Here is a 21,250-nt window from a genome sequence, read left to right as displayed (position 1 = left end):
CCGCCGGTCAGCCGAGCGCGGCCAGCGCCCCGACCAGCTCGTCCACCTCCGCCTCGGTGGTGCCCAGGCCGATGCTGGCCCGTACCGCGGTGGGGGGCAGGTCAGACCGTCCGCTGCGGGTCGTCGCGTCGGCGAGCAGTCGACGGGCCAACGGGTGGGCGCAGAACAACCCGTCGCGGACCCCGATGGCGTGCTCCTGGGCCAGGTGGGCGGCGACCTCCCCGGAGTCCCGGCCGGCGACCACGAAGGAGACGATCCCGACGCGGGGGGCGTCCGGGGCGAAGGTGCGCAGCTCCACCACGTGCGGCAGCGCCGCCAGCCCGGTGCGCAGCCGGGCCAGCAGCGCCTGCTCCCGGTCGTGCAGGGCGGTCCGGTCGGCGGCTTCGAACGCGGCGCAGACAGCGGCCAGGGCCGCCGCGCCGAGCAGGTTCGGGGTGCCCGCCTCGTGCCGGGCCGGTCCGCTGTTCCACGTGACGTCGTGACAGCTCTCGCCCACCGAGGCGGTGGCACCGCCCCCGGCCAGGTACGGCGGTGCGGCGTCCAGCCAGTCGGCCCTGCCGACGAGGACTCCGGCCCCGAACGGGGCGTACAACTTGTGACCGGAGAGCGCCAGGTAGTCCACGTCGAGCGCGTCGACGTCGACCGGGGCGTGCGGGGCGAGCTGGGCGGCGTCCACCACGATCCGGGCCCCGTGCCGGCGGGCCACCCGGGCCAACTCGGCCACCGGCCACACCTCACCCGTCACGTTGCTCGCCGCCGTCACCGCCACCAGCACCGGACGGTCGGCCGGGACCGGGTGCCCGGAGGGGGCCCGCAGCTCGGCGAGGGCGGCGGCCAGGGACCGTACCGCCTCCTGCGGGTCGGTGGGGACCGGGAGACGTACGGTGTCTGCCGGCCAGGGGAGCAGGTTGGCGTGATGCTCGCCGGCGAAGGTCACCACGGCCGTACCGGCGGGGAGGGCCCGGGCCAGCAGGTTGAGCGCGTCGGTGGTGTTTCGGGTGAAGACGACGTGGTCCCCTGCGCGGGCGCCGACGAAGTCGGCAACGGTCTGCCGGGCCTGTTCGTAGGCGAGGGTGCAGCGTCGGGAGAGCGCCCCCGCGCCCCGGTGCACGCTGGCGTACCAGGGAAGGAGCTCGGCCACCGCGTCGGCTGCGGCCCGCGCGCAGGGTGCGCTGGCCGCCAGGTCCAGGTTGATCTGACCGGGTACGCCGAACACGCTCAACGGTCCGTCCGGACCGGCCGGGGCGGTCGACGGCGGCGTGGTGGGCGCGACGGGGGTGAGGAGAGCGGACACGACGAACCTCCGGGGTCCAGTGGACCCCGGCTGAGCACAGGGGACGGGGTCCGCGCTTGCCCGGCACACGGATGCGGCCGGACCAGGTCATCACCCGGGGCACCCCACCGCGAACCTCGACGAGGGTTGCCGGCCAGCAAACCGGGGCTTGACGCTGGCGCTCGTGACCCGGGTTCAGCATAGCGCCCGTGAATGCGCCACGCCGGTGCGGCCGTGGGTGGCTACGCTGACCGCATGTCCGTCACCCCGCCCGACGGGTCTGCACCGTCGTCGTCCAACCCGCCCGGCGGGCCGTACCCGGGCAATGCGCCGTCCTGGCCCACCGAGGGCTCAGTTCCGGGGCCCGGTTCCCACGCGTCCGGTCACCCCGCGCCCGGTTCTCCTGCCCCCGGTCACCCCGCGCCCGGTGGGAACGACTCGGTGCCCCGGCGGCGTCTGGGGTTGCGGCGTTTCCTGGTCCTGGCCGGGGTCGTCCTGCTGATCGCCGCCTGTGCGCTGTTCATGGTGATCCAACTCGGGTCCAGCCTCGGCGCCGAGGCGCTGTTGATCGGGCTGGTGGCCGCCATCCTGCCGGTCCCGGTCCTGGTCAGCGCCTTCCTCTGGCTCGACCGGTACGAGCCGGAGCCACTGAAGTACCTGGTCTTCTGCTTCGCCTGGGGGGCTTTCGTCTCCACCGCCGCCTCCCTGACCGTCAACGAGACGATGGCCGGTCTCTTCGAGCGGTGGGAGATGCCGGCCGCGCTCACCGCAGTGCTCGTCGCGCCGTTCATCGAGGAGCTGACCAAGGCGCTCGGGCCGATCCTGCTGCTGATCTTCCGTCGCCGGGAGTGGTCCGGGATCACCGACGGGCTCGTCTACTGTGGCCTCTCCGCAGTCGGCTTCGCGATGGTGGAGAACATTCTCTACCTGGGCGGGTACGGCTATGCCACGGGCGTCAACGAGTACGGCCCGGCCACCGGCGCGCAGCAGGTCATCGCCATCTTCATCGTCCGGATCCTGCTCTTCGGCTTCGCCCACCCACTGTTCACCTCGATGGCCGGGATCGGGCTGGGCATCGCGGCCCGTACCGCCGATCGTCGGGTCCGGTTCCTGGCCCCGGCGGCCGGTCTGCTGCTGGCGATGATGCTGCACGGCGCCTGGAACCTGCTGCCCACCCTGGGTCAGGCACTCGGCCAGCCGGTGATCGCGCTCTTCGGTTTCGTCAGCGTGATGTTCCCGATCTTCTTCGCCATGGTCGGCCTGGCGATCTGGGTCCGGGCCTGGGAAGGTCGGCTCACCGAGCGGACCCTGCCCGAGTACGTCCGGGCGGGCTGGCTCACCCCGCCCGAGGTGGCGGCGCTGGGCAGTCTGGGTCGCCGGCACGCCGCCCGGACCTGGGCCCGGCGGGTCGCGGGGGAGAGCGGAGCGCGGGCCATGCGCGGGTACCAGTTCGCCGCCACCCGCCTGGCGTTGCTGCGCGACGGGATGCGCCGGGGACTGGACCGTAAGCCGGCCGACCGGGAGCGGACCGCCCGTGAGGAGCGGGAGCTGCTCGAATCGATCGCCCGTTACCGGTCCCACTTCGCCGGCCGGGATCCGCAGGTGCCGGTGGGTGTCTGGAACGGGCAGCGGTACCTGCTCCGGTTCCCGGACGGAGCGGAGCGGGAGGTCGACGCCCCGGGCGAGCCGGTGGTGCCGATCCCGGTGGTCCTGACCCCACCCGGCCCACCGCCCGGCTACGGCCCACCGCCCGGCTACGGTCCACCTTCCGGCGGCCACGGCCCGTACCCGGGCCACGGTCCGCAGTCCGGGTGGCCGGGGCCACCGCCGCCCAACCCCTGGTCGCACTGACGACACCGAGCCGGTCCCGGTCGTACCGGGGCCGGCTCAGGTCATCAGGCCGGTGAGGAAGTCGCCGAGTCCCTGGGCCATCGCCACCAGCGCCGCCCCGATCGCCTTGAACATCTCCGCCGCAGCGTCCGGGCGGAAGGCCAGAAAGTAGATCAGGAACGCGAGGAGGCCCCAGGCCAGCACCCTCTTCACGACTACCGGCATTCGTCCCTCCCCAGGACCAGGCGGATGAGCCTGGCTTCCCACGAAGGAGGGACGCAAACAGCCGAACGTCACAGGTACAGGCCTGTGGAGTTCTCCTCGATCCGCTCGGCGGCCACGGCGTGCACGTCCCGCTCCCGCAGCAGCACGTAACCCCGACCGTGCAGCTCGACCTCGGAGCGGTCGTCGGGGTCGAAGAGCACCCGGTCGCCGGAGACGATCGAGCGTACGTGGGGGCCGACGCCGACCGCCGTGGCCCAGGCGAGCCGCTTGCCCACGGCTGCCGTCGCGGGGATCACGATTCCGGCGGTGGAGCGGCGTTCACCGTCGCTGCCCTCCATCCGTACCAGCACCCGGTCGTGCAGGAGTCGGATGGGCAGGCCGGCGTCGAGGTTCTGGTCCGCTGTCACGTCGCAGACGGTACCGTGCCGCCCGACAGGTGGCCTGAGGGGTTGCGCCGGGCTCACCCTGGGCACAGGGTGGTGCAACTACCGTACGGTTGCTGCTGGCGGGCGTACCTTTCTGCATGTCACGCCAAGGTCAGCGGCCGGTTCTCACGCCAGGAGGTGCGCTTGAGCCGCTTCGAGCGGGTACGCGAACGGCTGCGTCGCGCTTACGAGTCGGGTAAGGCTTCGGTGCGCGCGGGTCGTACCCGCTCACCGGACCTGCCGGCCGAGGCCGAGGTCGCCGAGCCGACGTCGCCGGGGCCGGTGGCTCCGCCGACCGCGACGGTGGTCGGTGTACCCCCGACACCGCCGACGTTCGACACCACCGCGAGCCGGGACGACTCGGACGTCCCGCACGCCCTCCGGATCGCCGCCGCCTGGTCGTGGCGACTGATCGTGGTCGGAATCGTCGCCTGGGCGCTGCTCCGGATCGTCGGCCAGGTCAAGATCGTGATCGTCCCGCTGGTGATCGCGCTGCTCTTCTCGGCGCTGCTCGCGCCGGCCGTCGGCTGGCTGCTGCGGGCCCGGTTCCCCAGGTCGTTGGCGACCGCCGTGGTGCTGGTCGGCGGTCTGGCGGCGGTGGTGGGCACGCTGACCCTGGTGGTGAACGAGTTCATCAAGGGCGTCCCGGAGCTGAGCGCGAGATCGTCGGAGGCTGTCCGACAGATCCAGGAGTGGCTCCGCACCGGTCCGCTGCACCTGTCCGACAACCAGCTCAACCGTTACATCGACGAGGTCACCCGGTGGGTGAACGAGAACACCAGCTCGTTGACCAGCGGTGCGCTGGCCACCGCCGCCACCGTGGCCGAGGTGCTGACCGGTGCCCTGCTCGTCATCTTCGCCACCTTCTTCTTCCTGCGCGACGGCAACCGGATCTGGCGCTTCCTGGTCCGCCTGCTGCCGGTGGCCGCCCGGTGGAAGGTCGACGACGCCGGGCGGGCCTCCTGGGAGACGCTCGGTGCCTACGTCAGGGCCACCATCCTGGTGGCGTTCATCGACGCGGTCGGCATCGGCATCTTCCTGGTGGCCTTCGACATCCCGTTCGCCTTCCCGCTGATCGCCCTGGTCTTCCTGGGCGCGTTCATCCCGATCGTCGGGGCGACCCTGTCCGGGGCGGTGGCGGTGCTCGTCGCGCTTGTCGACAGCGGGCCGGTCACCGCGTTGATCATCCTCGCCGCGGTGATCGGGGTGCAGCAGATCGAGGGGAACGTCCTCCAGCCGTTGATCATGGGTCGGGCGGTGGCCATCCACCCCCTCGCCGTGGTCCTCGGGGTCGCCGCCGGTGTGGTGCTCGCCGGCATCACCGGCGCCGTGATCGCGGTTCCGGTGATCGCGGTGATCAACACTGCGGTCCGTCGACTCGCCGCCCGGCGGGTCCCGGACACCCCACCGGACGCCGTTGTGGTGGCCTCCCAGACCCCCTGAGACGCCCGGGGGCGCCTCGGTCAGCTCTTCGCGAGCCGTTCGAGCGCCCCCCGGGCCACCTCCGACCGGGTGGTGTACCAGAACGGCGGCAGGGACCGACGCAGGAACGGGCCGTAACCCCGGGCCGTCTCCAGCCGCGAGTCGAGCACCGCGACCACCCCCTTGTCGCCGGTCGCCCGGATCAGCCGACCCACCCCCTGAGCCAGCCGGATCGCCGCGATCGGCACGCTCACCGCGGCGAACCCCGACCCGCCGGAGGCGTCCACGGCCGCCGCCCGGGCGGCGGCGAGCGGCTCGTCAGGGCGGGGGAACGGCAGCCTGTCGATCACCACCAGCTGGCAGGAGTCACCGGGCACGTCCACTCCCTGCCAGAGCGACATCACCCCGAACAGACAGCTGGACCGCTCCTCACGGAACCGACGGACCAACAACGGCAACGCCTCCTCGCCCTGCAACAGCACCGGCAGGTCGGTCCGCGCCCGGACCAGCTCCGCCGCCTGCTGCGCGGCCCGTCGGGAGGAGAACAGCCCGAGGGTACGCCCACCGAGCGCCTGCACCAGCGTCAGCAGCTCCTCCCCGGCGGCGTCGGGCAGCCCCGAGACGCTGGGCCGGGGCAGGTGCGCGGCGACGTACAGAATGCCCTGGCGGGCGTAGTCGAAGGGTGAACCGACGTCCAGCGAACGCCAGCCGTCCCCCTCGGTCGCCGGCTCGACGGGGGTGGGGGCGGCGGTACGCCGATCGGTGGCGCGGGCCTGCGCGTCGGCGGCCGGGGACGGCGGGGTCACCGGGGGAGCCTCCAGCCCCAGTGCCCGGGCCACCGTGTCGAACCGGCCGCCCAACGTCAGGGTGGCCGAGGTGGCGACCACCGTACGCTCCTCGTACAGGTGGGTGGCGAGGGTTCCGGCGACGGAGAGCGGTGCGACGACCAGCGCCCGTCGGCTGCCCTGCTCGTGCTTCTCCACCCAGGCCACGTCGTGGTCGGCCTCCTCCAGCAGCCGCTGGCTGGTCTTGGAGAGGTCGTCGAGGACCGCCTTGACCTGCTGCTTGCGGACCGGGTCGGGGTCGTCGGACTTGACGTCGCCGAGCGCGTCGAGGGCGGCCCGGGTGGCCGAGTCGAGCAACGTGCACGCCTCCCGCAGGGCCGTCGGCAGCCCACCTGTCAACCGACCGGCCCCGGTCTCGCCCAACCCGGCGGCGAGGGCGTCACCCGCCTCGGTGAGCGCCTCCGCCACCTCCGGCTTCAGCAGCGGTCGGGCCCGTCGGGCCGACCTGTCGATCAGGTCCGGGGTCAGTTCGGCCTGGGCCGCCGAGGAGACCCGGTCGGCAAGCTCGTGGGCCTCGTCGACGATCAGCAGCTTGTGCGGCGGGACGATGTGCCGTCCGGCCAGCATGTCCACGGCGAGGAGGCTGTGGTTGGTGACCACGATGTCGGCCTCCCGGGCGCGGGCGCGGGACGCCTCGGCGAAGCACTCGTCCCCGAACGGGCACCGTGACGCCCCGACACACTCCCGGGCCGGCATCGACGCCAGCCGCCAGGCCTGGTCGTCCACGCCCGGGTCCAGCTCGTCACGGTCCCCGGTGTCGGTCTCCATCGCCCAGTCCCGCAGCCGCTGGATCTGCTTGCCGAGTCGACCGGCCTCACCGAGCCACTTCGTCCCGCCCGCCGGACGCGGGTCGTCGAAGAGGGTGTCGCCCGGCTCGTCCTCGCTGGAGTTGTCGAGGCGGGCCAGGCAGAGGTAGTGGTGGCGGCCCTTCAGCACGGCGAAGGTCGGCCGCCGACCCAGCAGCGGGGTGACCGCGTCGGCGAGCCGGGGCAGGTCGTGCTCGACGAGCTGGGACTGCAACGCCAGGGTGGCGGTGGAGACCACCACCGGACCGTCCACGGTCAACGCGGGAGCCAGGTAGCCGAGGGACTTCCCGGTGCCGGTGCCGGCCTGCACCAGCAGGTGTTCCCGCGACGCGATGCTCGCCGAGATCGCCTCGGTCATCTGTTGTTGGCCCGGTCGGGCCGCCCCACCCGGTACCGCCCCCACAGCAGCCGTGAGCAGGTCGACCCCGCTCGGCCGGGAGCCCCGGCGTCGGCCGCTGCGGCTCGTCGAAGCGGTGGAACTCGCGGCGGCGGAGGCGGGACGGGACGCGGTCACCGTGGCACCGTACCCGCTGACGCCGACACCGGCCGTGGCCGAGGCGGGGCGTGGCGGGTCACCGTACGGCTTCTTCGCGTCAACTGTCCGGTTGTTTGCGCCAAGCGACGCGTAAGGGGTTTTCGACTAGGGTGGGGACTCATGCCCAGTGACGTGGTCCGTGTGATCTACCGCAAGTTCGACGGCGGCATCCACCGTGACTACCCAGCCCGTCGACTGGCCGAGGACGACCTCGGCGTCTGGGTGGGAGTGACAGAGGGCACCGAGTCGGTCTACCACGGTCGTCCGTCGGTCGAGCAGATCCCCTTCGTCCTGCTGGTGCCGCATCACGCCTGGTGGACCTGCATGTTCAACCCGCCGCCGCGCACCAGCGAGGTCTACTGCGACATCGCCGCCCCGGCCCGGTGGGAGTCCGACCACACGGTGCACCTGGTCGATTTGGACCTCGACGTGGTGCGGCGACGGAACACCGGTCTGGTCGAGCTGCTCGACGAGGACGAGTTCGCCGAGCACCGGGCCCGCTGGGGTTACCCCGACGACCTGGTGACCGAGGCCCAGGCGGCCTCCCGGTGGCTGTACGGGGCGCTCGGTGACGGCACCGAGCCGTTCGCCACCGCGTACCGGAAGTGGCTCGCCCTGGTGGTCTGAGGGACCGGCGGGCCCCGCGACTCCCCGCCCGGGGCAGGGGCGAGGCCGCCCGTCTCGGTCGCCGAGGTCGACCCGATGGGTGATGATCGCGAGATGACCACACCCTCCGAGATCCTCGCCCCGACCGGGGCCGACGTGCGGGAACTGCTGCGGGTGTCGCCCGGCGGTGCCCCGGTCGACCTCGCCGCGATCGACCCGCGCTCCACCCCGGGACTACCCGGTCTCGCCTCAACCGGCCCGGACCGTAAGGGCTGGGCCCGGTCCCAGGTCCGGCTGATCGGGGCCGAGCTGGCCCGCCAGCAGGAGATGCTCTTCGCTGCGGCCCGGACCGCCGAGCCGGTCGGGTCCCGGCGGATCCTGATGGTGCTCCAGGCCATGGACTGCGGCGGCAAGGACGGCACCGTCAAACGGGTCGCCGGGGCGATGAACCCGCTGGGCCTGCACATCCGGTCCTTCGGTGCGCCCACCGCCAAGGAGCTGCGCCACCACTTCCTGTGGCGGATCCGCCGCGCCCTGCCCCCGGCCGGGTACCTCGGGGTGTTCAACCGTTCGCACTACGAGGACGTCCTGATCGCGCGGGTCGACTCGCTCGTCGACGAGGCGACCTGGCGGGCCCGGTACGACGAGATCAACGCCTTCGAACGGGAACTCGCCGACGACGGCGTGACAGTGGTGAAGGTGATGTTGCACATCTCTCACGCCGAGCAGGGTGCCCGGCTCCTGTCCCGGCTGACCGATCCGCGTAAGCACTGGAAGTACCAGCCCGCCGACATCGACGCCCGTGCTCGCTGGGACGACTACCAGGCCGCGTACGAGGAGGCGTTGAGCCGGTGCGGCACGGACGTCGCGCCGTGGTTCGTGGTGCCGGCCGACCGCAAGTGGTACCGGGACTGGGCGGTGGCCCATCTGCTCCGGGAGACCTTCGCCGACCTGCGGTTGGAGTACCCGGCCGCGACCTTCGACGTGGCGGGGGAGCGGCAGCGACTGGTGCGCCTGCTGGGACAGGCCAGATGAACGACAGGTGAACGAGCAGTGAATGTCGTCTGACCAGGGGTGGGCCGGCGAAACCGGGAATCCGAAGGCTCCTAGCATTCCCAGGGCGGGCACCCCAGCGGGTCGCCGGCCACCCCTACGATCGACACGACGAGGCCTGCTGTGAAGTTTTCCTTCCGCCCGAACGAGGGTGCCTTCTACGAGCTCTTCACCAGGGCTGCGCAGAACCTGGTACGGGGAACCGAGCTGCTCAACGAGCTTGCGCTGCCCGGCGTCGAGGTGCAGTCGGTCAGCGAGCGGCTGACCGAGGTCGAGCACGACAGCGACCAGATCACCCACGAGCTGTACAAGAAGATCAACTCTACCTTCATCACCCCCTTCGACCGCGAGGACATCTACCGCCTCGGGTCGCTGCTGGACGACGTGATGGACCACCTGGAGGCGGTCGGAAACCTGCTCTACCTGTACGGGCTCACCAAGCTGCCCTCGCTCCCCCGGGAGATGCACGAACTGGTCAACGTCCTCGACCAGCAGGCCCGGCTGACCGCCGAGGCGATGCCCCGGCTCAAGGGGCTCAAGGACCTGGAGGACTACTGGATCGAGTGCAACCGGCTCGAGAACGAGGGCGACCAGGCGTACCGGATGCTCCTGGTCCGGCTCTTCTCCGGTGAGTACGACGCCCTGACCGTGCTGAAGATGAAGGAGGTCGCCGACGAGCTGGAGGCCGCCTGCGACGCCTTCGAGCACGTGGCGAACACCGTCGAGACCATCGCGGTCAAGGAGTCCTGAGCCCAGTGAGTCCCGAACTCATCGCCGTGCTGGCGGTGATCGGGGTGGCCCTGGTGTTCGACTACACCAACGGCTTCCACGACGCCGCCAACGCGATCGCGACAAGCATCTCCACCCGCGCCCTGACCCCCCGGGTCGCGCTGGGCATGGCCGCCATCGGCAACTTCATCGGCGCCCACTTCGGTGCCGAGGTGGCCAAGACCGTCGGTAGCGGCCTGGTCAGTCTCCCCACCGGGCGGGCCAGCCTGGCCATCGTCTTCGCCGGGGTCATCGGTGCCATCGTCTGGAACCTGATCACCTGGTACTTCGGACTGCCGTCGTCCTCGTCGCACGCCCTGATCGGGGGCCTGGTCGGCTCGACCATCGCGGCCTCCGGCACGGTGCTCTGGAACGGCATCGGCGAGAGCGTGATCATCCCGATGGTGCTCTCCCCGATGATCGGTTTCATCCTCGGGTACATCGCGATGATCGCCGTACAGTGGACCTTCCGCAACGGGCACCCGGGCAAGCTCAACCGGGGTTTCCGGTGGGCGCAGACCGCCTCCGCCGCCGCCATGTCGGTCGGCCACGGCATGCAGGACGCCGCCAAGACCATCGGCATCGTGGTGCTCGCCCTCTTCGTCGGCGGATACCAGGACGACCCCGGCTTCATCCCCGAGTGGGCGTTCTGGACCTCGGCGGCGGTCCTGGCCGCCGGCACGTACGCCGGTGGGTGGCGGATCATCCGTACCCTCGGTCGGAAGATCATCGACCTGCGACCCCCGGAGGGCTTCGCCGCGGAGACCGTCGCCAGCGGCGTGCTCTACTTCAACGCCCTGGTCCTCGGTGCCCCGATTTCCACCACCCACACCATCACCTCGGCCATCATGGGGGTCGGCGCGACCAAGCGGCTCTCCGCCGTCCGGTGGGGCGTGGCCGGCAACATCATCGGCGCCTGGATCCTGACCTTCCCCGCCGCCGGCAGCATCGGCGCCCTCATGTACTACCTGTTCCGCCCCCTCTTCGCCTAGGGATGCCCGTCAGGAAGGGCCCCTGACGGGGGCCCTTTCCTGACTTGGGGGGTCAGCGGTAGGAGACGCCGATCTGGGCGCGGACCGCGTCCAGCAGGCCCATCACCTCAAGGGTCGCCGAGTGCGGCACGAGAGGGCTCTCGGTCAGCCCCTCGGCGAGGCACCGCTGCACCTCGATCGCCTCGTCCTGGTACCCCGACCCGACGTGGTCGGCGACGATCGTCTCCGGCTCCGCACCGGCCCGGTGCACGGTCACGGTGCCCGGCCGGAAGAACGGGTCGGCGAGTTCGATCCGACCGGTGGTGCCCCCGATGACCGCCCGGATCGGGGTCTGCCCGAGGATTCCGCAGCTCAGGGTGGCCACCGCCCCGCTGTCGTAGCCGAAGACGATGCCGGTGTTCTCGTCCACCCCCTCCGGGCTGATCTTCGCCCAGGCCCGGACGTGCTCCGGGACGCCGAGCAGCAGGTGCGCCAGGCTCACCGGATAGACCCCCAGGTCGAGCAGGGCCCCGCCGCCGAGCGCCTTGGCCCGCATCCGGCTCTCCGGGGGGAACGGCCCGGCGATCCCGAAGTCGGCCTGCACTGTGGCGAGCGCCCCGATCGCACCGTCGGCGACCAGGTCGCACACCTGGCGTACGACCGGGTTGCACCGCATCCACATGGCCTCCATGAGGAAGATCCCCCGGGAGCGGGCGGTCTCGACAAGTTCGGTGCTGTCGGCGAGGTCCAGGGTGAACGGCTTCTCCACCAGCACCGCCCGACCGGCGTCGAGGCAGGTCATCGTCGCCTCGTGGTGAGCCGAGTGCGGGGTGGCGACGTACACCACGTCCAGGTCGTCGTCGGCGGCCAGGTCGGCCCAGGAGCCGTACGCCCGCTCGACCCCGTGCCGTGCTGCGAACGCCTCGGCGGACGCGGCGGTACGCGACCCGACGGCGACGAGTTCGGCCCCCGGGACCAGCCTGAGGTCGGCGGCGAACTGGGCAGCGATGTTTCCGGTGGCGAGAATCCCCCAACGTGTCATGTCAGCACGCTAGCCCAGCTCACGGAAGCGCTCCCAGCCCTCGTCCCGCCCCGAACCGGTTTCGTTCCCGCCGCAGCGCGCTCCGTCCGCTCCGATCCCACGATCGGGAACTAGGCTCACGACATGAGCACCGAGCCCGACCGCTCCGCCGCTCCGCCGACCGGAAGCCCCGCCACCCCGACACGTCCGGGGAGCCTCCCCACCCCGGCACCCAGGCAGCACCCTGCCGCCCCGGCACCCCAGGGTTTCGCCGCCCCGGCCCGGTTGGTGGAGCAGGCCCGTCGGTTCCGGGCCGAGGGTGGCACCCCGGCCGTCCCCCGGGTCGCCGCGACGGTGTTGCTGCTGCGTCCGGCCGACATCGGGTACGAGGTGTATCTGATCCGCCGGGTCGCCGCGATGACCTTCGGCGGGATGTACGCCTTCCCCGGCGGTGGCGTCGACCCGTCGGACTCGCAGACCCTTCCCGGTTGGGCCGGACCCACCCCTGACCAGTGGAGCCGTCGACTCGCCCTGCCGGAGGAGGCCGCCCGAGCGGTGGTCTGCGCCGCCGCCCGGGAGGTCTTCGAGGAGGCCGGGGTACTCCTCGCCGGCCCGGCCCCGGTGGCCGGGGACACCGCGTCGACAGTGTCCGAGGAGGCCGCGTCGGGATTCGTCGGGAACACTGCGTCGGCAGTCGTCGGGGACGTCAGCGGGGACGAGTGGGAGGCCGACCGGGTCGCCCTGGAACAGCGCCGCCTCGGGTTCGCCGAGTTCCTGCGCGGGCGGGAGCTGACTCTCCGCTCCGATCTGCTGTTGCCGTGGAGCCGGTGGGTGACCCCGGAGTTCGAGCCGCGCCGCTTCGACACGTACTTCTTCGTCGCCCTGCTGCCGGACGGTCAGCGGACCCGGGACGTCTCCGGCGAGGCCGACCACTCGCTCTGGCTTCCCCCGGCCGACGCGGTCGACCGGGCCGAGGGCGGGGAGTTGACGATGCTTCCCCCGACCCGGGTCACCCTCGCCGAGGTGGCTGCGGCCTCCGACCTGACCGACGTGGTACGCCTCGCCGCCGACCGCGATCCCGTCACCCCGGTCATGCCCCGCCTGGTCGACCTGGACGGCGAGACTCCGCGTTTTCTGCTGAACGGGGAGCCCTGATCCCGAATCACGCTGTCCTCGCTGTCTGCCGTGCCGCCCACGGCTCCTACCTCGTCTGGAGCGTTGCTGGGCGATAACCCAAACCGTAGGGATCGATCTCGTCGTGCTGCCCCCTCCTCGGAACTGATCGTCGTCGGTGCCCGCCGAGCAACTGTTCGTTCGTGGCCCGACGGGGTCGAGAGTTGTGGCGACGTCAGGAGAGGTTTTTGCGGGTTTGCTGCGCGGGTGCCGAAGCGTTGTTCGGTGGCCGTTTGGCGCTGCCCTCGGCGGGAGGTCGGCCCAGTTCGGCGCTATTGGAGCCCGGCGACGGGTTGTTCTCACGTCCTTGCCGCCCGGAACTCATCGAGGCGTACGACGCTGTCTCCGCCGTCGAGGATGGTGACGGTGAACCGCCTTCAGGCTGCTCACCAGGTGCCGCGCCGGACATGAGAGGGATGTTCGTCCGCATGTAGTCGTTCAGCCACGTCTTCTGGCCGTCGAGAAGAGCCGGTGTGTGGTTGATCCGAAAAAGTGAGCGGCGCAGGTCTGCACCGTGTTCTACGAGGTCTGTCGAGCTTGCGGCCAGATCCTCTGTGTACTTGGTGATGACGTCGAGGGTTTCGGCGATGCTCTCCACCTCTGTCGCCTCCCGCTTGGCATCGTCGGGCAGCGCTTCGAAGGCGCGCCTGTTCTCCCGTGTCAGAGCTTCCGACAGCCGTTTCAGGTTGTGTTGGAGCCGTTCCTCTGAGTCGGACGGTTCTTCCGCTGGCCCTGCTGCCCTGTCGTCTGTCACTGCCGCCTCCTCCTTGACCGACCGTGGTCCGGCGAGTCGCACTACGTGAGCCGATGGAGGCCGGTTCACGAGATCTTCGACGACCTGACACGACCGAGTCGACAGGAGCTGATGTTGCAGCGGGGGATCGGGCACCCGCAGCGCTGATCGCCGCCCGGAGTCGAGCGGACTGTCTACCCGGACTCGTCGGGTTCGGGTTGGGGGCGGTGCTCGGACGTCCACTGCTCGATGTCCTCAGTGCGCCAGATCCGGCCGGCCTTTAGCACCGCGGACGGCTCGGGGAAGTCGCGGCGCTTGCTGAGCACCTCCACCCACTGCCGGGACACGCCGAGGTACTCCGCGATCTCTGCGGTTCCCATCACGCGCAGCGGCTTTCGAGGCACGCTGCGACCTTCCCAGCCGCGCTATAGTCAACCCCTATAGTAGGGTTGACTATAGCGCTCTGAGCGTTCACGATGTTACGCAGGGTTGTGGCGGTGGTGGGCGTGCGGGGGATCCGAGACTCGGCGGTCTACGGCGGCGGGCGGGGTCTCGGCGCAAGCACCTCAGCTGTCAGCTGGTGGCCGAGGAGGACGAGCAAGCGCAGGCAGTGATCGACCAGATCTGGCAGATCTCCGACGGTGACGACCGATCAGGCTGTCGCATTTCGGTCCTCTCGATACATGTCGAAAGGCGGTTCTTGTGAGGCATCTCTTCGTGCGGCTGTTCGGCCGTCGGCTGGGGCGGCATCGACAGGCTGACGGGGCCGTGTACCGGGCTCGGAACTACGTGCCGTTGGTGCCGGCGCAGGTGCAGGGGTGGCGGTTCGGGCGTACCCCGTTAGGTCGGCGGGGGTTGGACCCTGACGACGTGCAGAACTTCCTCGATCGGATCGCTGTCGAGTTGACCGACGCGCGGGAGGCGGCCGAGCGTGCGCGGCAGGAGACCCGCCGGATCAAGGATGCACTGCGGCAGTGGCAGTCCGAGCAGGCCCGCGACCGCTACGCCCTCTACCGGTGAGCGGCGACGAGCCGGTCGAGCCGGGGTCCTACGACGAGTTCGTGCGGGTCGCCGCACTGGCGATGGCTCGGCGGCACCGACCGGTCTGGTCGTGGCACCGGTGGCGGAGGGTCTGCCGGTGTGGTGCCGAGCTGCCCTGCCGAGCCCGGTGCCGGATGCCTGTCAACCGGGGTCGGTGGGCCGAGCATTCCGGTGGCGGGATTCCAGGGTGTCAGCGGGCCGGTGCGCAGGGGCGGTGGTGGCGTCGTGACCGTCGCTGAACTGCCGATCGGGCGACGGGTAGCGCAGTGGCGGATCCGGCGGCGAATGACGCAGCAGATGCTCGCCGACCGGCTCGGCAAGTCCAAGAGTTGGGTGGACAAGGTCGAGCGCGGGGTGCGTGCCCTCGACCGGTTCTCCGTCATCCAGGATCTCGCCGGGGTGCTCCGGGTGGACCCGGCGGTGCTGCTGGGCCGCGAGGCGGCCCCCCGTACGCCTGCCACCAGGGTCGACGGGGTGGAGGCGGTGCGGGTCGCACTCGCCCGGTACGACTTCCCGGCGGGCGGACCCTGCCCGGGTTCGGCGTTTCCCCTCGTCGAACTGCGTCGACGGGTCGGGCATGCCTGGCTGACCTACCAGCATGCCCAGTATCCCCAGCTTCTGCGGCTCCTGCCGGAGCTGCTCGATGCCGCCCGACGCGCCCATCGACAGCAGCCCGTGGGCGGGGCGGAACCGTTGGTCCAGGTGTACCGGGTCACCTCGGCGGTGCTGGTCAAGCTGGGTGCCGGGGAGTCGGCCTGGCTCGCCGCCGACCGGGCCGTGGCGGTGGCAGCCGGTGATCCACTGCTCACGGCCGTCGCGGCGCTGCCACTGGGTCCGGCGCTACGGGTCCTGGGGCGTCATCGGTCGGCGGTGACGGCGATGGTCACTGCTGCGCGGGCCGCACCGTCCGGTGCGTTGTCGGTGCAGGGGACCCTGCTGGTCCAGGCTGCCCTCGCTGCTGCGGGGTGCCGCGACCCAGGAGGCGTCCGGGTCCTGCTCGACCGGGCCGGCGAGATCGCCCAACGGGTCGGCGAGGGGAACGACGAGGAGTGGACGAGCTTCGGGTCCATCGTCGTCGGCCTGGCTCGGGTCGCTGCCGCAGTCGACCTCGGTGATGCGGGGGAGGCGGTGACCCGCCACGAGGAGGCGGTCGGCCTGAGGTGTTGGCGAGGGTTGCCCGCCGAGTGTCGGGCGGCGCACCTGATCGAGGCCGCGCGGGCGTACCTGCTGGTCGGTGACGTGACGACAGCCGGGCGAGCCCTGGTCGACGCCGACCGGATCGCGCCCGCCGAGGTCCGGTCGCGTCCGTTCGGGCGTTCGGTGGTCGGCGAGGTCGTCCGGGGCGGACCCGCCACGGGGGCGTTCGCGCACCTGGCCACCACCCTCGGGGTCGCCTGACCGGTCCGTGCCGGTCCCGTCGGAGATCTTGGAAGATCGTGGCCCGCCTGACGCCATTCGCTGCCGACGTGTGGGCGAGTGCTGCCGACGTGGACGAGTGCTGCCGACCTGTGGGGAGCGCTGCCGGCATGTTGGTGAGTGCAGGGTCTGGCGGGAGAAAACGGCAACGTCTCGGTCGCGCTGCGTTCTGGATGTCCGTTTAGGCTGGACGGATGAGCCGGTACACGCACCTGGCGGACTTCGACCAGTTGGCCGGCATGCTGGCCGTCGCCGGGCGGGAACTCTGCCCGGTCATCCGGCGGGCCAGCACCGCCCTGCTGGACGCCGACGCCGAGGCCGGGCGGACGGTGCTGGTCGAGGTGGCCGCCGCCCGGGAGCTGCACGACCGGATCGAGGGGTGGGTGCCGGCGGTGCTGGCCCGGCGGCAGCCGGTCGCCTCCGACCTGCGGCTGCTCGTCGCGGGGCTGCGGATGAACGGGGACATGCGCCGGATGGGTGCGCTCGCCGCGCACATCGCGAAGGTGGCAGTGGCCCGGTATCCCGATCCGGTGCTGCCCGCCCAGGTGCGTCCCACCTTCGTGGCGATGGCGGACGCGGCGGCCCGGCTGGCGGACAAGGCCGCCCTGGTGATGGCGACCCGGGCCCGGGTCGACGCGCTCCAGACCGGGCTGGACGACGACGAGTTGGACGAGTTGCAGCGCTCGCTGTTCACCAAGCTCACCGACGACTGGCCGTACGGGGTGCAGGCCGCCGTCGACGTGGCGATGCTGGGGCGCTACTACGAACGCTTCGCCGATCATGCGGTCGGGGTGGGTCGACAGGTCGCGTACCTGGTCGTCGGCGTCCGCTGACCGCCGAGGTCGGCACCCGCCGTCCGCCCGAGTCGTCAGCCTCCGTTTGCCGAGGTCGCCGAGGTCGCCACCCTCCGTCCGTCGGGGTCGTCACCCCTGATCCGTGGCAATCTCATCTGTGAGAGCTGTTCACCTGCGGTTCACCAAGTGCCGGGAATCCGGCTACCTGCCCTCCCTAGCGTCGGGCTTGTCAGGTCGCCGATGGCCGGACAACCCCTAGAGAGAGGCAATTCTGAGGTGAACCGCAACGTGCTCTCCCGCCGCGTCCTCGCCGGCGTAGCGCTCACCGCGCTCGCGCTCACGGGCTGTGGCTCGAGCAGCGACAGCGACACCCCGGGCTCCGGCAACAACGCCGGTGGCGAGTACTCCAGCCTTTCCGGTGAGCTGAAGGCCTCCGGTGCGAGCTTCCCCGACGCGTACTACCAGGAGGTCATCACGGCCTTCAAGGAAGTCGCCCCGAACGTCACCATCAACTACAACGCGACCGGCTCCGGTACAGGTAAGAAGCAGTTCGGCGAGGGCCTGACCGACTTCGCGGGCACCGACAGCCTGGTCAAGGAGACCGACGGCCCGGCCGCCGGCAGCTACCTCTACGTGCCGACCGTCGCCGCGCCGATCACCGTCAGCTACAACCTCCAGGGCGTCGACAAGCTCCAGCTCAGCGCGGACACCCTCGCGAAGATCTTCCAGGCTGAGATCAGGAACTGGAACGACCCGGCCATCGCCGCCGACAACCCCGGCGTGACCCTGCCGGGCACCCCGATCACCGTCGCCCACCGGTCCGACGGCTCCGGCACCACCAGCAACTTCACCAAGTACCTCGCCGCCGCCGCCCCGAACACCTGGAAGCTCGGCAGCGGTGACACGGTGAACTGGCCGTCCAACACCCAGGGCGGCGAGAAGAACACCGGTGTGGCGCAGATCGTCAAGCAGGCCGACGGCGGCATCGGATACGTCGACCTGAGCGACGCCGTGGCCAGCCAGCTCACCTTCGCCTCGATCAAGAACAAGGACGGCCAGTTCGTCGCCCCGTCGATCGAGGGGACCACCGCCGGTCTGGAGGGTGCCGAGGTCGCCGAGGACCTGAGCTACAACCCGCTCGACGCCGCCGGGGCCGACTCGTACCCGATCACCGCCCCGACCTTCCTGCTGGTCAAGACCTCCTACGACGACCCGGCCACCGCCGAGCTGGTCAAGGCGTTCGTCAAGTACATGCTCAACGACGGCCAGGACCTGGCCAAGGACGTCGACTTCGCGCCGCTGCCCGCGTCGCTGAAGGAGAAGGCGCTCGCCCAGATCGACAAGGTCCAGGGCTGATCAGGACCGAGATCGCGTAGGCGATGCCGGACGGGGGCGGGATCGACGATCCCGCCCCCACCGGGGTAGCCGGAGCCGCTGGAGACAAGGTGACCCTGACAGAGAACAAACCCGACAACCGACCCACGCTGGCCCCCCAGCGGGGTGGGCTGCTCGCCGACCGTGCCTTCTCGTGGTGGACCCTCGGCACCGGGCTGCTGGTGCTGGCGATCCTCGCCCTCATCCTGATCACCACAGTTCGGGAGGCCTGGCCGGCGTTCGTCGAGATGGGCTTCCGGTACGTCACCGAGAGCACCTGGGACCCGAACCCCGCCGAGGGACCGGCCATCTTCGGGGCGCTCTCCTTCATGTACGGCACCGCTGTCACCTCGCTGATCGCGCTGATCATCGCCGTACCGGTCTCCATCGGCATCGCCCTGTTCATCACCGAACTCGCGCCGCGTCGGCTGCGTACCTCGGCGATCACCGTGATCGACCTGCTCGCCGCCGTACCGTCGGTGGTCTTCGGTCTCTGGGGTGTCCTGGTGCTCGCCCCGGTGCTCGTCGACTTCTACCGGGGCGTGCACGGCGTCGTCGGCGGGATCCCGGTGGTCGGAAGCGTCTTCGGGGAGGCCGCCAGCGGCCGGAACTTCATGACCGCCGGCCTGATCCTGGCGATCATGGTCACCCCGATCATCACCTCCATCTGCCGTGAGGTCTTCGGCACCGTGCCGCAGGCGGACAAGGACGCCGCCCTGGCCCTGGGCGCCACCCGTTGGGAGATGATCCGGGGAGCGGTCTTCCCGCACAGCTTCGGCGGGATCACCGGCGCGGTGATGCTCGGTCTCGGCCGGGCCATGGGCGAGACCATCGCCGTCGCCCTCGTCGTCGGCGGTGCCACGAACATCTCCGCGAACGTCTTCGAGCCCGGCAACACCATGGCCGCCGTCATCGTGCAGCAGTTCGGCGAGTCGACGGGCACCTTCACCGCCGCCCTGATCGGGCTCGGCGTGGTGCTCTTCGCGATGACCGTGCTGATCAACCTGGCGGCGCAGCGAATCGTCCGCCGGGCCGAGGCCCGGATGAGGGGAGGGGTGGCGTGACCACCACCGCGACGCGACCCGCGCCCGAGCGGAGCACCGGCACCCCGCCGGACCTGAGCCGGGGCGCCCTGTCGATGCGACGGCGGGTGGTCAACCACGTCGCCGCCGGTGGCATCTACCTGGCCCTGATCCTCGCGATCATTCCGTTGGGCCTGGTGATGTGGACCGTCCTGAGTCGGGGGGCCGGGGTGATGAGCCTGGACTTCCTCAACTCCGACATCCCCAACTCGTACCGCCGGGAGGGGCCGGGCATGGGTCCGGCGATCGTCGGCACCCTGCTGATCACCGGCATGGCCTCGCTGATGGCGATCCCGCTCGGCGTGTTCGGAGCGATCTACCTCAACGAGTACGGCAAGCAGAAGCCGCTGGCCCGGATCATCCGGCTGATGGCCGACGTGATGACCGGTGTCCCGTCGATCGTGATGGGTCTGTTCATCTACATCTCCTGGGTCCTGGTGGTCGGCAAGTTCAGCGGCTTCGCCGGGTCCCTGGCGTTGGCCTGCCTGATGCTTCCGGTGGTGATCCGCAGCAGCGAGGAGATGCTCCGCCTGGTCCCGGACGAGCTGCGGCAGGCGAGCCTGGCGCTGGGGGCCCGCAAGTGGCGGACCATCCTGACCGTCGTCCTCCCGGCGGCGATCTCCGGCATCACCAGTGGTGCCCTGCTGGCGGTGGCCCGGGCGGCCGGCGAGACCGCGCCGATCGTCATCGTCACCGGCATCGTCTTCTCCACGAACACCAACCTCTTCGACGGCTCGAACACTGCGCTGCCGGCGCAGATCTTCCGCAACGCGAGCCAGCCGTTCATCGGTGCCCAGGATCGGGCCTGGGGGGCGGCGTTGACCCTGATCGTGATCGTGGTCCTCTTCACGATCGTCTCCCGAATCATCGCCAACCGCTTCGCCCTGAAGGAGCGCTGAACCATGGCCACCCCGAACACCACCTCCGCCGGTACCGTCACCTCCCACCCCTCGGTCGCCGTGAGCGCCCCCACGAAGGGCTGGAACGCCGCCGCCCCGGACACCCCGGACGGTGCCGCCACCACCCTGATGAACCTGGAGGACGTCAGCGTCCACTACGGAAGCTACGAGGCGGTCCGGGGCACCTCGATGCCGATCCGGCAGAACCAGATCACCGCCATGATCGGCCCCTCCGGGTGCGGCAAGTCCACCATCCTGCGGTCGCTGAACCGGATGAACGACCTGATCCCTGGTGCCCGGGTGACCGGCACCGTCAGCTACCACGGGCAGGACATCTACGCCAAGGGCGTGGACCCGATCCAGGTCCGTCGCCGGATCGGGATGGTGTTCCAGAAGCCGAACCCGTTCCCCAAGTCGATCTACGACAACGTGGCGTACGGGCTCCGGATCAACGGGATCAAGGGCAAGCTCGACGACCACGTCGAGGAGGCCCTGACCGGTGCCGCCCTCTGGGACGAGGTCAAGGACAAGCTCAAGACCAGCGGACTGGCCCTCTCCGGTGGGCAGCAGCAGCGGCTCTGCATCGCCCGGACGATCGCCGTCAAGCCGGACGTGATCCTGATGGACGAGCCCTGCTCGGCGCTCGACCCGATCGCCACCAGCAAGATCGAGGATCTGATGTACGAGCTGTCGAAGTCGTACACGATCGTCATCGTCACCCACAACATGCAGCAGGCCGCGCGGGTCAGCCACTACACCGCGTTCTTCACCGCCGAGGTGGACGAGAAGCAGGTACGTCACGGTCGGCTGGTGGAGTTCGACCAGACCTCGCGGATCTTCACCAACCCGGGTGACAAGCGGACCGAGGACTACATCACCGGCCGCTTCGGCTGACCGGTGACCCCGTACGCCGGGGTGGGACACGGGAGAGGGTCGGTGCGGCCGGGTGGCCGGCTGC

The 21,250-nt window shown here is 70.8% G+C and carries 21 protein-coding genes and 1 riboswitch; of the genes, 14 read left to right on the top strand and 7 right to left on the bottom strand.

Annotation, left to right across the window (positions count from 1 at the left end):
* Window positions 1-7: 7 nt before the first annotated feature.
* Window positions 8-1,222 (bottom strand): aminotransferase class V-fold PLP-dependent enzyme, encoded by a 1,215-nt coding sequence (locus ABT336_RS02205; RefSeq protein ID WP_350894652.1) that lies wholly within the window; start codon window positions 1,220-1,222, stop codon window positions 8-10.
* A gap of 119 nt (window positions 1,223-1,341) precedes the next feature.
* A riboswitch (SAM riboswitch) is annotated at window positions 1,342-1,463 on the bottom strand.
* Between the two features lie 23 nt (window positions 1,464-1,486).
* On the opposite strand from ABT336_RS02205, the gene ABT336_RS02200 reads away from it, so the two are divergent.
* Window positions 1,487-3,124 (top strand): PrsW family intramembrane metalloprotease, encoded by a 1,638-nt coding sequence (locus ABT336_RS02200; protein WP_350894632.1) that lies wholly within the window; start codon window positions 1,487-1,489, stop codon window positions 3,122-3,124.
* Between the two features lie 36 nt (window positions 3,125-3,160).
* On the opposite strand, the gene ABT336_RS02195 is transcribed toward ABT336_RS02200, so the two are convergent.
* On the bottom strand, window positions 3,161-3,328 hold the full coding sequence (locus tag ABT336_RS02195; RefSeq protein WP_350894631.1) for a hypothetical protein: 168 nt from the start codon (window positions 3,326-3,328) through the stop codon (window positions 3,161-3,163).
* 68 nt (window positions 3,329-3,396) lie between these two features.
* Window positions 3,397-3,735: a GroES family chaperonin gene (locus ABT336_RS02190; protein WP_350894630.1), complete on the bottom strand. Its 339-nt coding sequence runs from the start codon at window positions 3,733-3,735 to the stop codon at window positions 3,397-3,399.
* 15 nt (window positions 3,736-3,750) lie between these two features.
* Between ABT336_RS02190 and ABT336_RS02185 the strand changes: the two genes are divergently transcribed.
* On the top strand, window positions 3,751-5,196 hold the full coding sequence (locus ABT336_RS02185; RefSeq protein WP_502891081.1) for an AI-2E family transporter: 1,446 nt from the start codon (window positions 3,751-3,753) through the stop codon (window positions 5,194-5,196).
* Between the two features lie 20 nt (window positions 5,197-5,216).
* Here ABT336_RS02185 and ABT336_RS02180 read toward each other — a convergent pair whose 3' ends face one another.
* Entirely contained in the window at window positions 5,217-7,340 is a 2,124-nt protein-coding gene (locus tag ABT336_RS02180; RefSeq protein WP_350894628.1) for an ATP-dependent DNA helicase, read from the bottom strand.
* 141 nt (window positions 7,341-7,481) lie between these two features.
* Here ABT336_RS02180 and ABT336_RS02175 point away from each other — a divergent pair, with 141 nt between their 5' ends.
* From ABT336_RS02175 to ABT336_RS02160, 4 genes are all read left to right on the top strand, one after another.
* Complete coding sequence (locus ABT336_RS02175) at window positions 7,482-7,988, top strand: DUF402 domain-containing protein (RefSeq protein WP_350894627.1); 507 nt, start codon at window positions 7,482-7,484, stop codon at window positions 7,986-7,988.
* A gap of 93 nt (window positions 7,989-8,081) precedes the next feature.
* On the top strand, window positions 8,082-9,002 hold the full coding sequence (locus ABT336_RS02170; RefSeq protein ID WP_350894626.1) for a PPK2 family polyphosphate kinase: 921 nt from the start codon (window positions 8,082-8,084) through the stop codon (window positions 9,000-9,002).
* A gap of 141 nt (window positions 9,003-9,143) precedes the next feature.
* Complete coding sequence (locus ABT336_RS02165; protein WP_350894625.1) at window positions 9,144-9,770, top strand: DUF47 domain-containing protein; 627 nt, start codon at window positions 9,144-9,146, stop codon at window positions 9,768-9,770.
* A gap of 5 nt (window positions 9,771-9,775) precedes the next feature.
* Entirely contained in the window at window positions 9,776-10,780 is a 1,005-nt protein-coding gene (locus ABT336_RS02160) for an inorganic phosphate transporter (RefSeq protein WP_350894624.1), read from the top strand.
* A 52-nt stretch (window positions 10,781-10,832) separates the two neighbouring features.
* Here the strand turns inward: ABT336_RS02160 and ABT336_RS02155 are convergent, their stop codons facing one another.
* Complete coding sequence (locus ABT336_RS02155) at window positions 10,833-11,801, bottom strand: Gfo/Idh/MocA family protein (protein ID WP_350894623.1); 969 nt, start codon at window positions 11,799-11,801, stop codon at window positions 10,833-10,835.
* A 267-nt stretch (window positions 11,802-12,068) separates the two neighbouring features.
* Between ABT336_RS02155 and ABT336_RS02150 the strand changes: the two genes are divergently transcribed.
* Complete coding sequence (locus tag ABT336_RS02150) at window positions 12,069-12,935, top strand: NUDIX hydrolase (protein WP_350894651.1); 867 nt, start codon at window positions 12,069-12,071, stop codon at window positions 12,933-12,935.
* 193 nt (window positions 12,936-13,128) lie between these two features.
* Here ABT336_RS02150 and ABT336_RS02145 read toward each other — a convergent pair whose 3' ends face one another.
* The gene (locus ABT336_RS02145; protein ID WP_350894622.1) at window positions 13,129-13,707 is read right to left on the bottom strand and encodes a hypothetical protein; all 579 of its coding nucleotides are present in this window, start codon (window positions 13,705-13,707) and stop codon (window positions 13,129-13,131) included.
* Window positions 13,708-13,880: 173 nt separating this feature from the next.
* Window positions 13,881-14,090 carry a helix-turn-helix transcriptional regulator gene (locus ABT336_RS02140; RefSeq protein WP_350894621.1) on the bottom strand — a complete coding sequence of 70 codons (210 nt, stop codon included), beginning with the start codon at window positions 14,088-14,090 and terminating at the stop codon, window positions 13,881-13,883.
* A 313-nt stretch (window positions 14,091-14,403) separates the two neighbouring features.
* Here ABT336_RS02140 and ABT336_RS02135 point away from each other — a divergent pair, with 313 nt between their 5' ends.
* The 7 genes from ABT336_RS02135 (at window position 14,404) to pstB (ending at window position 21,186) form a co-directional block, all read left to right on the top strand.
* Window positions 14,404-14,706, top strand: coding sequence for a DivIVA domain-containing protein (locus ABT336_RS02135; RefSeq protein ID WP_350894650.1), 303 nt, complete (start codon window positions 14,404-14,406; stop codon window positions 14,704-14,706).
* Between the two features lie 246 nt (window positions 14,707-14,952).
* The gene (locus tag ABT336_RS02130) at window positions 14,953-16,125 is read left to right on the top strand and encodes a helix-turn-helix domain-containing protein (protein ID WP_350894620.1); all 1,173 of its coding nucleotides are present in this window, start codon (window positions 14,953-14,955) and stop codon (window positions 16,123-16,125) included.
* A 212-nt stretch (window positions 16,126-16,337) separates the two neighbouring features.
* Window positions 16,338-16,976 carry a phosphate signaling complex PhoU family protein gene (locus ABT336_RS02125; RefSeq protein WP_350894619.1) on the top strand — a complete coding sequence of 213 codons (639 nt, stop codon included), beginning with the start codon at window positions 16,338-16,340 and terminating at the stop codon, window positions 16,974-16,976.
* 237 nt (window positions 16,977-17,213) lie between these two features.
* Window positions 17,214-18,293, top strand: a complete 1,080-nt coding sequence (gene pstS, locus ABT336_RS02120) for a phosphate ABC transporter substrate-binding protein PstS (protein ID WP_350894617.1) — start codon at window positions 17,214-17,216, stop codon at window positions 18,291-18,293.
* 89 nt (window positions 18,294-18,382) lie between these two features.
* Window positions 18,383-19,375, top strand: coding sequence for a phosphate ABC transporter permease subunit PstC (gene pstC / locus ABT336_RS02115; protein ID WP_350894616.1), 993 nt, complete (start codon window positions 18,383-18,385; stop codon window positions 19,373-19,375).
* Entirely contained in the window at window positions 19,372-20,292 is a 921-nt protein-coding gene (gene pstA / locus ABT336_RS02110) for a phosphate ABC transporter permease PstA (RefSeq protein ID WP_350894615.1), read from the top strand. The genes pstC and pstA overlap by 4 nt, the downstream gene beginning before the upstream one ends.
* A gap of 3 nt (window positions 20,293-20,295) precedes the next feature.
* Complete coding sequence (gene pstB / locus ABT336_RS02105; protein ID WP_434741873.1) at window positions 20,296-21,186, top strand: phosphate ABC transporter ATP-binding protein PstB; 891 nt, start codon at window positions 20,296-20,298, stop codon at window positions 21,184-21,186.
* Window positions 21,187-21,250: the final 64 nt, after the last annotated feature.

Source organism: Micromonospora sp. NPDC000207 (genome assembly GCF_040300925.1).
Taxonomy (GTDB): Bacteria; Actinomycetota; Actinomycetes; order Mycobacteriales; family Micromonosporaceae; genus Micromonospora.
The sequence above is the reverse complement of the archived record's forward strand: the minus strand, read 5'-3'. Positions and strand labels throughout refer to the sequence as shown.